The 15,125-nt window shown below is 60.7% G+C and carries 15 protein-coding genes and 1 tRNA gene; 13 read left to right on the forward strand and 3 right to left on the reverse strand.

The features are described 5' to 3' along the window. Window positions 1-8 precede the first annotated feature (8 nt). From murA to EL18_RS10425, 9 genes are all read left to right on the forward strand, one after another. Complete coding sequence (gene murA / locus EL18_RS10385; protein ID WP_036482619.1) at window positions 9-1,298, forward strand: UDP-N-acetylglucosamine 1-carboxyvinyltransferase; 1,290 nt, start codon at window positions 9-11, stop codon at window positions 1,296-1,298. 73 nt (window positions 1,299-1,371) lie between these two features. Further along, window positions 1,372-1,812 carry a DUF2948 family protein gene (locus EL18_RS10390; protein WP_036482621.1) on the forward strand — a complete coding sequence of 147 codons (441 nt, stop codon included), beginning with the start codon at window positions 1,372-1,374 and terminating at the stop codon, window positions 1,810-1,812. Window positions 1,813-1,816: 4 nt separating this feature from the next. After that, window positions 1,817-3,115, forward strand: a complete 1,299-nt coding sequence (gene hisD, locus EL18_RS10395; RefSeq protein ID WP_036482624.1) for a histidinol dehydrogenase — start codon at window positions 1,817-1,819, stop codon at window positions 3,113-3,115. Between the two features lie 11 nt (window positions 3,116-3,126). Continuing rightward, window positions 3,127-3,612, forward strand: a complete 486-nt coding sequence (locus tag EL18_RS10400) for a UPF0262 family protein (protein WP_036482627.1) — start codon at window positions 3,127-3,129, stop codon at window positions 3,610-3,612. A 5-nt stretch (window positions 3,613-3,617) separates the two neighbouring features. Beyond that, window positions 3,618-4,136, forward strand: a complete 519-nt coding sequence (locus tag EL18_RS10405) for an arsenate-mycothiol transferase ArsC (RefSeq protein ID WP_081871151.1) — start codon at window positions 3,618-3,620, stop codon at window positions 4,134-4,136. A gap of 134 nt (window positions 4,137-4,270) precedes the next feature. Beyond that, complete coding sequence (infA, locus tag EL18_RS10410; protein WP_036482630.1) at window positions 4,271-4,489, forward strand: translation initiation factor IF-1; 219 nt, start codon at window positions 4,271-4,273, stop codon at window positions 4,487-4,489. A gap of 22 nt (window positions 4,490-4,511) precedes the next feature. Further along, window positions 4,512-5,159, forward strand: a complete 648-nt coding sequence (locus EL18_RS10415) for a Maf-like protein (protein WP_036482632.1) — start codon at window positions 4,512-4,514, stop codon at window positions 5,157-5,159. A 64-nt stretch (window positions 5,160-5,223) separates the two neighbouring features. After that, entirely contained in the window at window positions 5,224-5,412 is a 189-nt protein-coding gene (gene yacG, locus EL18_RS10420; protein WP_036482634.1) for a DNA gyrase inhibitor YacG, read from the forward strand. Between the two features lie 226 nt (window positions 5,413-5,638). Further along, entirely contained in the window at window positions 5,639-6,454 is an 816-nt protein-coding gene (locus EL18_RS10425; protein ID WP_036482637.1) for a hypothetical protein, read from the forward strand. Between the two features lie 113 nt (window positions 6,455-6,567). Here the strand turns inward: EL18_RS10425 and EL18_RS10430 are convergent, their stop codons facing one another. Then, window positions 6,568-6,837, reverse strand: coding sequence for a YjiS-like domain-containing protein (locus tag EL18_RS10430; RefSeq protein WP_081871152.1), 270 nt, complete (start codon window positions 6,835-6,837; stop codon window positions 6,568-6,570). A gap of 146 nt (window positions 6,838-6,983) precedes the next feature. Between EL18_RS10430 and EL18_RS10435 the strand changes: the two genes are divergently transcribed. Beyond that, window positions 6,984-7,943, forward strand: a complete 960-nt coding sequence (locus tag EL18_RS10435) for a LysR substrate-binding domain-containing protein (RefSeq protein ID WP_036484550.1) — start codon at window positions 6,984-6,986, stop codon at window positions 7,941-7,943. A gap of 46 nt (window positions 7,944-7,989) precedes the next feature. Then, complete coding sequence (xseA, locus tag EL18_RS10440; protein ID WP_036482642.1) at window positions 7,990-9,681, forward strand: exodeoxyribonuclease VII large subunit; 1,692 nt, start codon at window positions 7,990-7,992, stop codon at window positions 9,679-9,681. Between the two features lie 5 nt (window positions 9,682-9,686). On the opposite strand, the gene EL18_RS10445 is transcribed toward xseA, so the two are convergent. Beyond that, window positions 9,687-10,235: a DUF421 domain-containing protein gene (locus tag EL18_RS10445; RefSeq protein WP_244444551.1), complete on the reverse strand. Its 549-nt coding sequence runs from the start codon at window positions 10,233-10,235 to the stop codon at window positions 9,687-9,689. Between the two features lie 280 nt (window positions 10,236-10,515). On the opposite strand from EL18_RS10445, the gene EL18_RS10450 reads away from it, so the two are divergent. Continuing rightward, window positions 10,516-11,685 carry an efflux RND transporter periplasmic adaptor subunit gene (locus EL18_RS10450; RefSeq protein WP_036482645.1) on the forward strand — a complete coding sequence of 390 codons (1,170 nt, stop codon included), beginning with the start codon at window positions 10,516-10,518 and terminating at the stop codon, window positions 11,683-11,685. After that, window positions 11,682-14,840 carry an efflux RND transporter permease subunit gene (locus EL18_RS10455; protein ID WP_036482647.1) on the forward strand — a complete coding sequence of 1,053 codons (3,159 nt, stop codon included), beginning with the start codon at window positions 11,682-11,684 and terminating at the stop codon, window positions 14,838-14,840. Before EL18_RS10450 ends, EL18_RS10455 begins: the two co-directional genes overlap by 4 nt. A gap of 17 nt (window positions 14,841-14,857) precedes the next feature. On the opposite strand, the gene EL18_RS10460 is transcribed toward EL18_RS10455, so the two are convergent. After that, a tRNA-His gene (locus EL18_RS10460) sits at window positions 14,858-14,934 on the reverse strand. Between the last annotated feature and the right edge of the window lie 191 nt (window positions 14,935-15,125).

Raw genomic sequence — 15,125 nt, forward strand, 5'->3', positions numbered from 1 at the left:
AGAACTCAATGGATCGCATTCGCATAAGGGGGGGCAACACCCTTAATGGCACCATTCCGGTGTCCGGCGCGAAGAACGCGGCACTGCCGCTGATGATCGCATCGCTTTTGACCGACGACACGCTGACGCTTGAGAATGTGCCGCATCTGGCCGATGTCGAGCAGCTTATCCGCATTCTCGGCAATCACGGTACGGACTATATGGTCAATGGCCGCCGCGAGAACCAGGACAAGGGCTATTCGCGCACGATCCACTTCACCGCGCGCAGCATTGTCGACACGACCGCCCCTTATGAACTCGTCTCCAAGATGCGTGCGAGCTTCTGGGTGATCGGGCCGCTTCTGGCGCGTATGGGTGAAGCGAAGGTTTCGCTGCCGGGCGGTTGCGCCATCGGCACGCGTCCGGTTGATCTCTTCATCGAAGGGCTGAGGGCGCTCGGCGCGAATATCGAGATCGAGGGCGGCTATGCGCATGCCACCGCGCCGAAGGGGCTGATCGGCGCGCGTTACGAGTTCCCGAAGGTGTCGGTCGGCGCCACCCATGTGCTGATGATGGCCGCAGCTCTTGCCAAGGGCGACACCATTCTTGAGAACGCGGCACGCGAACCGGAAGTGGTGAACCTGGCCGAATGCCTGAATGCCATGGGTGCCAAGATTTCGGGTGCCGGTACATCCACCATCACGATTGAAGGTGTGACCTCGCTTTCGGGCGCGCGTCACCGCATCATTCCCGACCGCATCGAGACGGGCACCTATGCCATGGCTGTTGCCATGACGGGTGGTGACGTTCTTCTGGAAGGTGCACGTCCGGATCTGCTGGAATCCGCGCTTGAGACGCTGGAGCGCACGGGCACGGAGATCACCCGCACCAATACCGGCATTCGCGTGCGTCGCAATGGTGCGGGCATTCAGGCCGTTGATGTGGAGACGGACCCCTTCCCCGGTTTCCCGACCGATCTTCAGGCCCAGTTCATGGCGCTCATGACCAAGGCCAAGGGCCAGTCGCGCATTACCGAGACGATCTTCGAGAACCGCTTCATGCATGTGCAGGAGCTGGCGCGTCTTGGTGCGCGCATCTCGCTTTCGGGCCAGACGGCCATTGTCGAAGGTGTCGAGCGACTGAAGGGTGCACCCGTTATGGCAACGGATCTTCGCGCTTCGGTCTCTCTGGTGATTGCCGGCCTCGTTGCCGAGGGAGAAACCGAGGTCAATCGCGTCTATCACCTTGACCGAGGATTTGAACGCCTGGAAGAGAAGCTTTCAGGCTGTGGCGCCGAGATCGAGCGCATCAGCGGCTAGACCGACCGAAATTTTGCCTTATCTTCCGGGCGGAACACTGCCCGGAACCTGCCGAACATGAAAGTTGAGGGTCATGGAATCATTGAAACTGATCGCGCTTGATGAAGAGGATCTTTCGGTGATTTCAGCCCATGTGCAGGATGCGGTCCTGAAGGTCAGCGATATCCGCTTCCTGAAAAAGGAAAAACGGTTCGCGCTGCAGATGAACCGCTTTGTCTGGGAAAAGGAAAAGCCCGGTCTCTTCCGCCGCACACCGCATGAAAGACGCCTCTCCTTCCTGCATTTCGACCGGGTTCTGGCCGTGCGTGCCTTTGGCATCTCGCAGGCGAAATCCGAGGACGTTCTGTCGCTACTGACGATCGGCTTTGCCGAAGACGAAGCGCCAGCCGGCACAATAGAGCTGATCTTCTCCGGCGATGCGGCCATCCAGCTTGATGTGGAATGTGTCGAGGCACGGCTTGCCGACAGTGCAGCGGCATGGTCCACCCAATCGCGCCCGAACCACGGAGCGTGAGCCAATGCCGATCAAACTGAAGACATCAGACGCGGGTTTCGAAGAGCGTTTCGCTGCGTTTTTGACCACCAAGCGCGAGGTCTCGCAGGAGGTGGATGACACGGTGCGCGAGATCATCGCCGATGTGCGCCGCCGCGGCGACGAGGCAGTTATCGAGCTGACGCGCAAGTTCGATCGTTTCGACCTTGATTCGTCGGAGTTGCGGGTCACCTCGGAAGAGATCGCGCAGGCTTATGAAAAGGCGGATCCCGCAACCGTCGAGGCCTTGAGGCTTGCGCGCGAGCGCATCGAGGCGCATCACCGCCGCCAGGTACCCGAAGACAAGCGCTATAGCGACAAGATCGGGGCCGAGCTCGGCTGGCGTTGGACCGCAATTTCCGCAGTCGGGCTTTACGTGCCGGGCGGCATGGCAAGCTATCCTTCTTCCGTACTGATGAATGCGGTGCCTGCGCGCGTTGCGGGTGTCGAGCGCATTGCGATGGTTGTTCCCACGCCCGATGGCGCGCTCAATCCGCTGGTGCTGGTTGCAGCCGACATTGCAGGCGTGGATGAAATCTACCGCATTGGCGGGGCGCAGGCCGTGGCCGCACTTGCCTATGGCACGGATACGATCGCGCCGGTGGACAAGATCGTGGGCCCGGGCAACGCCTATGTGGCTGCCGCAAAGCGACAGGTTTTCGGCAAGGTCGGCATCGACATGATTGCGGGGCCGTCGGAAGTTCTCGTCGTGGCTGATGCGAACAACAATCCGGACTGGATTGCTGCCGATCTTCTGGCGCAGGCCGAGCATGACCAGGCCGCGCAGTCGATCCTCATCACCGATGACGAAGACTTCGGGGCAAGCGTGGAAGAGGCGGTGGACCGCCAGCTCAGCCAACTGTCTCGTGAAGAGATCGCACGGCCAAGCTGGAAGGATTTTGGTGCCACGATCCTCGTGAACACGATCGAAGAAGCGCTTCCGCTCATTGATCGCATTGCGCCAGAGCATCTGGAACTGGCGCTTGATGACGATGCAGGTGAAGCGCTGCTTCAGCGCATCCAGCATGCGGGCGCGGTCTTCCTTGGTCGGCACACGCCGGAGGTCATCGGCGACTATGTGGGCGGCTCCAACCACGTGCTGCCCACCGCGCGCTCGGCGCGTTTCTCATCCGGGCTTTCGGTTCATGACTTCGTCAAGCGCATGTCGATCCTGAAGCTTGGGCCTGATCAGCTGCGCGAGCTTGGACCGGCTGCTATCGCCATCGCCGAATCCGAAGGGCTGGACGGCCATGCCCGTTCGGTGTCGATCCGCCTCAATCTGTAGAAGGACGCATCATGGGCGAGAATGCATCCGATACCGCGCGTCTGGTCGATGTCGAACTAGATGAGACGGTCGGACGCGCTGCCCCTGACATCGAGCACGAACGCGCGGTCGCGATTTTCGACCTGGTGGAGGAGAACTCGTTCCAGCCGGTGGGCGATGAGGGATCCGGACCATACAAGCTGCGGATTTCTCTCGTGGATGCGCGGCTGGTCTTCGCCATCAGCCGCGAAAGCGGTGAGGATGTCGTCACTCATATTCTCTCGCTGACGCCATTCAAGAAGATCGTGAAGGACTATTTCATGATCTGCGAGAGCTATTACGAAGCAATCCGCTCCGCGACGCCGCGACAGATCGAGGCCATCGATATGGGACGACGGGGATTGCACAATGAAGGCTCCCAGCTTCTGAAAGACCGCCTCGACGGAAAGATCGAGGTGGATTTCGACACCGCCCGCCGTCTCTTCACGCTTGTCTGCGTTCTACACTGGCGAGGCTAGCAGCGATGACCGTGGAGGAGGACGCGGGCGACAAGAAGGATTCCGGGGGGACTACCGCGCGAGAACCGGCACCCTCATCGCCGCCACGCCTGCCCGGCTCCATCCTGTTTCTGTGCAGCATGAACAGTATCCGCTCGCCCATGGCGGAAGTGATCGCGCGCAAGCTGCTTCCGCCAAGTGTCTATATCGCCTCTGCCGGAGTGCGGCCCGGCGCGCGTGATCCCTTCGTGGATGCGGTACTGGACGAAGTGGGCCTGACGCTTGGCAGCCACCAGCCGCACTCGATGGACGAACTTGAAGACGATTATTTCGACCTCATCGTCACCCTGGCACCGGAAGCCCATCATCAGGCGCTTGAATTGACGCGCTCCCATTCGGTGGAGGTGGAGTATTGGCCGACCCTTGATCCCTCGGTGGTGGATGGCCGGCGTGAACAGATACTTGCGGCCTATCGGGATGTGCGCGAAAGCCTTGCCGAACGTATATCACGACGCTTCGGAACGGCTCTGCCGCCGGCTTCCTAACAAGCGTGTTCACAAATGGGGGGAGATGGAGTAGGTTCCGCGCGACTTTGCGGGGTCACGGGGCTGATCGGCTGGTCAAACAGCCAGTTTCTCCTGTCTCGTGACCGCAACTCATCCATCAAAGAAGGTATCGGATGCCGAAAGAAGACATTCTCGAATTTCCCGGTGTTGTCACCGAATTGCTGCCGAACGCCATGTTTCGCGTGAAGCTGGAAAACGAGCACGAGATCATTGCACATACTGCCGGGCGCATGCGCAAGAACCGCATTCGCGTACTGACCGGTGACAAGGTGCTTGTGGAAATGACGCCATACGACCTCACCAAGGGTCGCATCACCTATCGTTTCAAGTAGTTCCGGCTCGAGTGCCGCTGCAATGAGTGCCAAGAAGAAACTTGTTCTTGCTTCGGCTTCGCCGCGGCGCGTGGAACTGCTTCAGCAGGCCGGTATCGAACCCGACCGGCTGTTGCCTGCCAATATCGACGAGACACCGATCAAGGCCGAGCATCCACGCTCGCTTGCCAAAAGGCTGTCGCGTGCCAAGGCCGAGAAAGCCATGGAGCGGCTGCGCAAGGACGGCGAGGCAGCGGATTCGTTCCTGCTGGCAGCCGACACGGTCGTTTCGGTCGGGCGGCGCATCCTGCCGAAGGCGGAAACGCTGGACGATGCATCGAACTGCCTGCGGCTCTTGTCGGGCCGTTCTCATCGGGTGTTCACCGGCATCAGCGTCTTCACGCCCGAAGGCAAGCTGCGCCAGCGTCTGGTGGAAAGCCGTGTGCGCTTCAAGCGTCTCTCGCGGCAGGAGCTTGAGCATTATCTTGCAAGTGGCGAATGGCGCGGCAAGGCAGGCGGATATGCGATACAGGGCATTGCGGGAAGCTTCATCGTGAAGCTGGTCGGCTCCTATACGAATGTCGTCGGACTGCCGCTTTACGAGACGACCGCCCTGCTGGGCGGTGAAGGGTTCGACGTTTCGCCGCGCTGGGTGCAGCAGGCGGATGAAGACGCGCTACCGGAGAGCTGAGCTGGCCGGTCTGTTCCGCCCCCTCAGATAGATCAATTGCCGGTTCCGAATATGAGGCACCTCAATGGCTGATACTCAAAAAGTAACGCCACTGCGTCCGCGCCGCGCTTGCCCCGAATGCGGGCAGCCTTCGGCGCGTGAGACATATCCCTTCTGTTCAAAGCGCTGCAAGGATGTGGATCTCAATCGCTGGCTGAACGGCGCTTACACGATTCCGGGTCCCACCACCGACGATGCGGATGAGCAGGAGTGAGTTACACAGCGTCTGATCTGTTGATTAGAATGCAATCCAAGCTCCTCATTATATTCTAATTTCTCTCTCATAGATTGTAGTCAGCCCACGATATTCGGGCAGACAGTAAGTAGACGGGCGGGCAGGCTTACGCGAGCAAGGCTTGTGGCTGCACCTGTTACCGCTCCTCACCTCGCCCGCATGACCCGCCCCGCTCATATCGCTTGTGATTTGAGAGGATTGCGTCATGCGTAAAATTTTCGTTCTAACGGCCTCCGTTGCAGCCATTCTATTGATCAGCGGCTGTGAGAAATCCGAAGTCACCGGGCAGAACATCGCCTCGGGCAAGCAGGACCGGCTGGTTGCCAAGGTCAATGAGATTGCACCCGATCTGGCCGAACTGCTCGGCGATGCCAAGCTTCTGGCAGGCGATTACGCCGAGAAGGCCGGGGCGACGGCAACGCGGATCTACGACACCTTGAAGAACAAGACCGCAGAGGCCATGGTGCCGCTGGACGACATTCTCGACAATGCTGCCGTGACCTGGACGGAAGCGAAAGAAGCGTTCACGCGTAGCTGGAGCAATCTTTCCGAGGCCACGCAAACCTCCGGCTATGGCATCACCGGTGCCGGGCTGGGCGAAACCTCGCAGAAACTGCAGAAATACACCGACCGGCTTACAAATCCGAAGCCGCTGGTCTCCGACTCCGCCATGAAGCAGCTTTACGAGGCGGGCGACTATTCGCCCGGCCGCTTTCACGGGAATGCTACAGAGGCAGCAAGCAAGGCCGTTCAGGAAGCGCTACGGCCAGGTCTTGATGCAGCAGGAAACGGCACCGATCTCGCAAAAAAGGCGATGGAAGCGGTACATGATCCTGAAGCGGCTGTGGGGGAAGCCCTGGAAGCCATGAAGGAAAAAGGCGCGGATATGGCTGTTGATGCCGCGGAGACGGTCGCCAAGGAAGCCGCACGCAAAGTCATTCCGCTGCCGAGCGCCATGACCGACAGGGCTGTGGAGGCTGGCGCTGGTGCCCTGCGCAACATGATCGGCTCCGGCCGGTGAAGTCGGCTCCCCCACAAAAAAGCCCGGCTCGGGGAAGAGCCGGGCAAGAGCAGGCAAACCGGGGGGAGACCGGTGTGATGGGAGTGATGCCTGCGGGAAAAGGTCGGCGCTGATCAGTCGTGGCGACGGGTGATGTTTGCGGCAACAACACGCCGCTCGTGAAGTTCCACCGTCGGATCGCGCAGCGGGGTGAACCCGCGCAACCTGTCGATGTCACAGCGCTGCAGGCCGATATCGGCAAGCTGCCAGTCTTCGAGTTCATCGAGACTTGCCATGGCGCGACGGCCCAGCCAGGCGCGATATGCAGAAGCAAGCGCTTTTGCGACGCGCTGGAGGCTCAAAGGCCCGGGCTGTCTGACGCGTATTGCTCCTGACGTGTTCATTTTTCCGCTCCAAAACACGAAAGCGCCGGCGCATCCTCATGCGCGCTTCGGCCTTCTCTTCGATGTGTTGAAGATGTCATTGGCCAATTGATTAGTCGAACGAATGTTTCTAATGTTTCATATCAACATTCTTGATGGACCGATCCATGGCTGCGCCGCTCGACCTTGACCAACTCTCGACCTTTCTTGCGATTGCGGACACGGGCAGTTTCACGCGGGCCGCGGAGCAGGTGCATCGCACGCAATCGGCCGTTTCCATGCAGATGCGCCGACTTGAGGAGCGGGTAGGAAAGACGCTCTTCGAAAAAAGTGGTCGCACAAACCGCCTGACCGAGGACGGCGAACGGCTTCTGCTCTACGCGCGGCGCATGATGCGGCTGAACCGCGAAACGCTTGCGGCTTTTGACGAAGAGGGACTTGAAGGCAGCGTGCGGATCGGCATGCCTGATGATTATGCCGAGCCGTTTCTGCCGGAGATCATGGCGCGTTTCGCGCGATCCAATCCGCGGGTGGAGCTTTCCGTCCTTTGCGAACCCACTTCCAATCTGATGCAGCATGTGCGGCAGGGAAATGTGGATCTGGCGCTGCTGACTGATGATGTCTCTGCCGAGATCGTACGGCGCGAGCCGCTGTTGTGGGTCACATCGGCCAATCATGCCACGCATGAGCGTGATCCGATCCCCATGGCAGTGGGCAGGCCCACCTGCACCTGGCGCCGCCACGCCTATGAAGCGCTGGATGCGATGGGGCGGGAATACCGGACCCTGTTCACGAGCTATTCCGTTACGGTCATCACCGCTGCCGTTCTCTCCGGCACGGCGGTTGCCGTCCTGCCGGAATGCGCGCTGCGGCCGGGTATGCGCGTGCTTGGTGAACGTGACGGTTTTCAACCTCTCCCGGACTGTTGCATCGGCCTGGTGCGCGGACACAATGGCGACACGGAAATCGTGGAGGCGCTGGTGCGGCATGTCGTGGAGTGCCTGGACAACATTTCCGCCCCGGCTGCACTTGCAAGCGACGGCACGCCTTTCGATTTCGAAAGCCTTGGTCACAGGCACCGTAACGGTAAGCGGCTGCGCCCGGCGCATCTGCTGCCGGGTTGGTGACATTTGCGCACTTGACCTCGAGGGTCGGGATCGCCCAAATCAGCGCATGAGCAGCCTTACCCCCTCGGATACCCGCAGCAATGTCGCCGAATATTCGGTCAGCGAAGTTTCCATCGCGCTCAAGCGCACGGTAGAAGAACAATTCGGTCATGTGCGTGTGCGCGGCGAAGTTTCGGGCTATCGGGGACCGCATGCTTCCGGCCACTGCTATTTCGCACTCAAGGACGAGCGCTCGCGCCTTGAGGCCGTGGTCTGGAAAGGCGTCTTCGGCAAACTGAAATTCAAGCCACAGGAAGGGCTGGAGATCGTCGCAACGGGCAAGCTGACGACCTATCCAGGCTCATCGAAATACCAGATCGTGATCGAGAGCATCGAACCTGCGGGTGCCGGTGCATTGATGGCGCTTCTGGAGGAACGCAAGCGCAAGCTCGCGGCCGAAGGCCTGTTTGCCGATGAGCGCAAGCAACTCCTGCCGTTCATGCCCAAGGTGATCGGGGTGGTCACCTCGCCCACCGGCGCTGTCATTCGCGACATCATCCACCGGATCGCGGATCGTTTCCCTGTCCATGTGGTGGTCTGGCCGGTGCGGGTGCAGGGCGAGACAACAGGAGCAGAGGTTTCCGCAGCGGTTGAAGGGTTCAACCGGGCCGATATCGCGTCTGGTTTTCCGCGACCTGATGTCATCATCGTTGCGCGCGGCGGCGGCAGTCTCGAAGACCTCTGGGGTTTCAATGACGAGGAGGTCGTACGCGCGGTCGCGGCTTCAGATATTCCCGTTATCTCTGCGGTAGGCCACGAAACCGACTGGACACTGATCGATCTTGCTGCAGACCGGCGCGCACCCACGCCCACCGGTGCTGCCGAAATGGCCGTGCCGGTGAAGGCCGAACTCGAAGCAGGGCTCGCGCGACTTTCCGCACGCCTGAAAGCTGCAATCACGCGCGATCTCGACCGGCGAAAGCAGGCAAGCCGCGCGCTTGCACGCGCCCTGCCCTCGCCCGACCAGCTTTTTGCACTGTCACGCCGCCGCTTCGACGAGGCTGCTGGTCGTCTTGAACGCGGCCTGAGCGCTTCCACACGTGCAAAGCGCCTGCGCCATAACAGTCTGCGCCTGTCGCTTTCGATGCTCGACAGGAGGCTGACGGAGGCGCGCAGGCGCAATGGCGAGTTTGCAAATCGTCTGGCAAGCGCCTTCCAGAACAGTCTGCGTGCCAAGCGAACACGCAGATCCGCCGTGCGCCTTTCGCTGGCACCGCTCAATCAACGTATCAGCGATGCAAGGCGGCGGCATGTAGACTGTTCGAACCGCCTCCCCGCGCTCTTCCTCAAGGATCTGAATACCAAGCGAACCCGCCTTGAACGTGATGCGGCACGGGTGACGCCGCGCCAGCCTCTTTTGCGCTTGCAGAATGCCGGCGAGCGGCTCGAGCGGGCGACCGAGCGGCTGGACCGCGCGATGGGGCAGCGCCTTGAGCTCGCACGCAACCGCTCACAACAGGTCATGCGCCTTGCCGACACGCTTTCCTACAAGAGCGTGCTCGAGCGCGGTTTCGCGCTGGTGCGGGATGGGGAAGGCGTACCGGTCAAGCGGGCTGCGCAATTGAAGCCGGGCCAGGAAATCGCCATCGAGTTTGCTGACGGACGTGCCGGCGCGGTCGCAACCGGAGGGTCAGCGCCGGCGCCACAGAAGAAAGCCGCGCCCAAACCACCTGCGGGGCGCCAGGGCAGCCTGTTCTAGATTGCTCAAGCCGAAGGCGCATCTCGGCTTGTTCCACGCGTGGATCCGTCTTTCCCGGGCAGATTTCGTGGAGCAGCAGAGGTCAGTATGCTGAGCGTGCCGTCGCTTTCCAGCACGACGCCCTCGACCTCCTTGATGCTTGCCGCTCCGCCGGCACGAATGGCGCTGTCCACCTCTTCCTGGGTTATGCGCTGCCGCTTCATCGTTGCTGCACAATATTCACCCTTGTGCGCGAGCAGGGCAGGTTCGGAACGGATCAGGCGTGCAAAGCCCTGCGAGCGCACGGAGAGGAAGGTCACCAGATATTGCATCAGGATCAGAAGGGCGAGCGCGACCGCACCTTCCGCCAAGGCGATGCTTTCCTGAAGCAGAACGGCTGACAGGGTGGAGCCGAGGGCAACCGTGACCACAAGGTCGAAAGCATTGAGCTTTGCGAGCGTACGCTTTCCGGAAATGCGCAGGAACATGACCAGCGAAGCATAAGCCAGCACGCCAACGATCATTGTCCTGACAATACCCTGCCAATCCTGGAAGATCATGTTTTCCAGATTCATGGCTTTCTCCGCTTGTGTACGATCACTTGAAACGCAACCAATGCGGAGCGAAGCGGTTCCCTTTCGAACCGCCCCTGAAGCGGATGTCTGACGCCGCTTACCTGCCACTTAATCCAGCCGCCTTGGAGAAAGCCGCAATTGCAGGCATTGTCTTCACCGACATTTAGTCTCTTCATGAAAGAGTGCAGCATCCCACAGCCGTCCGGCGGGAACGGTTTTCGAAATGCTGCCGTATTGACCGGTAGAACCACAGGTCGAAAATTCGCGCACCGGAGCAATCATGGCTGATCCCGTCACAGACACCCAAACGCAGCGCCTGGAATTCGATGCAGATCGCGGCTCGTCACGCTCGCGATGGATCGCGCTGGGTCTGATTGCGGCCCTCGTGCTCTGGATGGGGAGCGGCTTTGTCTTTCCTGCACCGGAAGCACCGCCTGAAACGCGCGCCGAACCGAAACCGGTATCGGTCGCCACACGGCAGTCGGTGGCGGAACCTGTGCCGCAGATATTTGTGGCTGAGGGGCAGGCACTTCCCGATCGCGACACCACGATCCGTGCGGAGACAGGCGGCGAGATCGCAGAGGTTCTGGTCGAGAAAGGCGCATTCCTGGAAGCCGGAGCGGTGATCGGACGTTTTGTGCTGGCAGAGCGTGAGGCGCAGCTCGAAACGGCGCGCGAAGAACTGAGCCGCGCGCAGCGGGAATATGACAATGCCAACACGCTTCTGGAAAAGGGTGTGGCAACAGTCGACCGCGTGCGCCAGGCACAGGCTGCTCTTGCAGCAGCAAAGGCTCAGGTGGCAAGTGCAGAAGAGGCCGTCGAAAACACCGTCATTCGCGCGCCCTTCGCCGGTCGGCTGGAAGAACTGCAGATCGACATCGGCGAGTATGTCGCAGCGGGAAGCGATGTTGCGCGCATCGTGGACAACACGCCGCTGACAGTTGCCATACAGGTGCCGCAGCAGGCCGTGCGCAGCATCAAGCCGGGGCAGAAGGCCGAAGTCAGCTTCATCACCGGCGAAACCGCCGAGGGCGAAGTGGTGTTTGTTGGCAGCAGCGCAAATGCAGAAACCCGCACCTTCCGCACCGAGATCACCGTTCCCAATGCGGACGGCAATATCGCAGCGGGAATAAGTGCCGAGATCCGCATCCCGACCGGCGAGGTGGTTGCGCATTTCATATCGCCGGCGATCCTCTCGCTTGGAACCGATGGCACGCTCGGGGTGAAAACGGTGACAGAAGACGATCTTGTCGAGTTTCACGAGGTCGAGATCGTGCGGGCGGAGGTCGACGGGCTCTGGGTGCGCGGGCTGCCTGATACCGTCCGTCTGATCACGGTCGGTCAGGGCTTCGTCAATCAGGGCGAAAAGGTCGCACCGCGTACTGCCGGGGAACTGGATATCGAGGCAGTTGAAGCTGCTACACCGCAGAGCGCGGAGCCGGCAGAATGAATGCGCTGATCGACGCCGCCTTCTCGCGTGCCCGGGTGGTGGCGCTGACGCTCCTGCTCATCCTTGCGGCAGGCGCATTTGCCTATGTAGCCATTCCGAAGGAAAGTTCGCCCGAGGTTCCCATTCCCACCATCTATGTGGTGACGACACTGTCCGGCATTTCGCCGGAAGACAGCGAACGCCTGCTGGTCGAGCCCCTTGAAACGGAGCTTGCCTCGATTTCCGGACTGAAGGAAATGCAGGGAAGTGCGGGAGAAGGCTACGCCTCCGTCACGTTGGAATTCGAGCCGGGCTTCGATTCGGAGGAAGCGCTCGACAAGGTGCGTGAGGCGGTGGACCGTGCGCGCACCGAACTGCCGGAGGACGCGACCGAGCCGAGCGTGAACGAGGTCAACACGGCGCTGTTTCCGATCCTGACTGCCATTCTTTCGGGGCCCGTCCCCGAACGCACGCTCAACGCGCTTGCCGATGATCTGGAACAACGCATCGAAGGCGTGGACGGCGTTCTGGAAGTGGATGTGGGTGGTGCGCGCACCGAGCTTCTGGAAGTGCTTATCGATCCGACCGTATTCCAGACCTACAACATCTCCTTTGACGAGCTCATCAACCAGATCAACCGCAACAACCGTCTGATTGCAGCGGGTGCCATCGAGACCGGTGCCGGACGGCTTGTGCTCAAGGTGCCGGGGCTGATCGAGGATCTGCAGGACGTGATGGAGCTTCCGGTCAAGGTGCGCGGTGACACGGTTGTCACCTTCGCGGATGTCGCGACTGTGCGGCGCAGCTTCGAGGACCCGTCGAGTTTTGCCCGCATCAACGGACAGCCCGCACTCGCGCTTGAGGTGAAGAAGCGCTCGGGTGCCAACATCATCGATACCGTTGCGCGGGTTCGTGCGGCCATCGAGGAAGAAGCCTCCAACTGGCCCGACACGGTGCGCATCGACTACATGCAGGATGAGAGCGAGCAGGTGAAAACCATGCTCGGCGATCTGGAATCCAACGTGATTGCCGCGATCGTCCTGGTAATGATCGTCATTGTCTGGGCGCTTGGGCTTCGCTCCTCCATTCTGGTCGGGCTGGCCATTCCCGGCTCGTTTCTGAGCGGTGTAGCGGCTTTATGGGCGATGGGTTACACGATGAATATCGTTGTGCTTTTTTCGCTCATTCTGGTTGTCGGCATGCTGGTGGACGGTGCCATCGTGACGACCGAGCTTGCCGACCGAAAGCTGCAGGAAGGGCAAGGTCCGAAAGCAGCCTATGCCTTCGCGGCAAAGCGCATGGCATGGCCGATCATCGCCTCCACAGCCACGACGCTCAGCGTATTCTTCCCGCTTCTGTTCTGGTCGGGTGTTGTGGGCGAATTCATGAAGTTCCTGCCGATCACGGTCATCCTGACGCTTGGTGCGTCGCTGGCAATGGCGCTCGTCTTCATCCCGGTCATGGGCGGCATCATCGGCAGACGCCAGCCGCAATCGGCGGCACAGAAGGCGCAGCTTCATCACGCTGAGATCGGCGATCCGCGGCACATGAAGGGTGCAGCCGGGCTTTACGTGCGCGTTCTGGAATGGGCCATCCTGCGGCCCGGCACCACACTGCTTCTGGCGATCGCAATGCTGTTGGGTGCTTTCAGTGCCTATTCCAGCCTTGGCCGCGGTCTCACCTTCTTTCCTGAAGTCGAGCCGGATTTCGCGCAGGTGCAGATCAGGGCACGCGACAATTTCTCCATCTATGAACGGGACGCGCTCGTGGCCAAGGTGGAGGAACGGCTGATGAAATATGACGAAGTGCGCAGCGTCTATGCACGTTCAATGTCGTCAAACCGTTCGGACGAGGAAGTGATCGGCACGATCCAGCTTGAACTCATCGACTGGGACGAGCGTCGCACGGCGGCAGAGATTTCCGAGCAGATCCGCGAGGAAATGACAGCCATCCCGGGCATAGACGTTCAGGTGCAGACACAGTCGGGCGGGCCGACGGCGGGCAAACCGGTCAAGCTTGAACTGCGCTCGCGTGACCGCAATGTTCAGGAGCAGGCGGTTGAAGCGGTGCGTAAGGCCATGGCTCGGATCGGTGGTTTCACCGACATCACCGACAGCCGTCCCCTGCCCGGCGTTGAATGGCGGCTCAATGTGGACCGGTCCGAAGCCGCGCGTTTCGGCGCCGATGTCAGCCTGCTTGGGCAGGCAGTGCAACTTCTGACGCAAGGCATCACCGTCGCCGACTATCGGCCCGATGACGCCGAGGGTGCGGTGGATATCCGCGTACGCTTCCCGCCCGGCGAGCGTACCCTTGAAGAACTGTCCAATCTGCGCGTTCCCACGCAGGTGGGCCTGATACCGGTCGGCAATTTCGTCCAGTCGGAACCCGCACCACGCACCGGCACGATCAAGCGCATCGATCAGCAGCGCGTGATCACCATCGAGTCGGACGTGGCACCGGGCGTACTGGTGAACGATCAGGTTCTGAAACTGCGTGCTGCCCTGCAGCAGATGGATCTTCCCGACAGTGTCACATGGTCTTTCGCAGGTGAAGCCGAGGACCAGCAGGACGCGATGGTGTTCCTGATCGGCGCATTCATCACGGCGATCGGGCTGATGTTCGCGATCCTGGTGACGCAGTTCAACAGCTTCTATCAGGCGCTCGTGGTAATGTCGGCGATCATATTCTCCGTTGCCGGGGTGCTGCTTGGCCTTCTCGTTACCGGTCGTCCCTTCGGCGTGGTCATGGGCGGTATCGGCGTGATCGCGCTGGCCGGCATCGTCGTGAACAACAATATCGTTCTCATCGATACCTTCAATGATCTGAAGAAGACCGGCATGTCGCCCCTTGAGGCCGCCTTGCGCACGGGTGCGCAGCGTCTGCGGCCCGTTGTCCTGACCTCGCTCACAACCGCGCTTGGCCTCATGCCGATGGTGATCGGGCTCAATATCGACTTCATCAATCGGAGCATTGTCCATGGCGCGCCCAGCACACAGTGGTGGACGGAGCTTTCCAGCGCGATCGCCGGCGGCCTTGCAGTGGCAACCGTGCTGACGCTGGTGGTTACGCCTGCCATGCTGATGTTGCGGGAAAGCAGGTCACGCCGCAAAGGCCAAGAACGGCCTGCGCAAGCGCCCGCGAAGCAGGAGGTCGCCACGACTACGGGAAGGACATGAGGGAGAATGGTGCGGAATGGTACGGTTGGGTGGATTCGAACCACCGACCTCAGGAGCCACAATCCTGCGCTCTAACCAACTGAGCTACAACCGCATGCGTCTCGTGTGACTGCGCTGGGGTCAATACGAGCAATCGGCGTCTTTTTCAAGAGCCATAGGCGACTAATTCTCATCTGCCGCACGATAGTCCTGAAAAAAGAAAAGACCGGGGGGAGGAGCCCGGTCTTTTCACGTTTTGGACCGGCGGGAGGAGGAGGAGGGCCGGCCCGAAACTCTGGCGCGTAT

This window comes from Nitratireductor basaltis (assembly GCF_000733725.1).
GTDB lineage: Bacteria > Pseudomonadota > Alphaproteobacteria > Rhizobiales > Rhizobiaceae > Chelativorans > Chelativorans basaltis.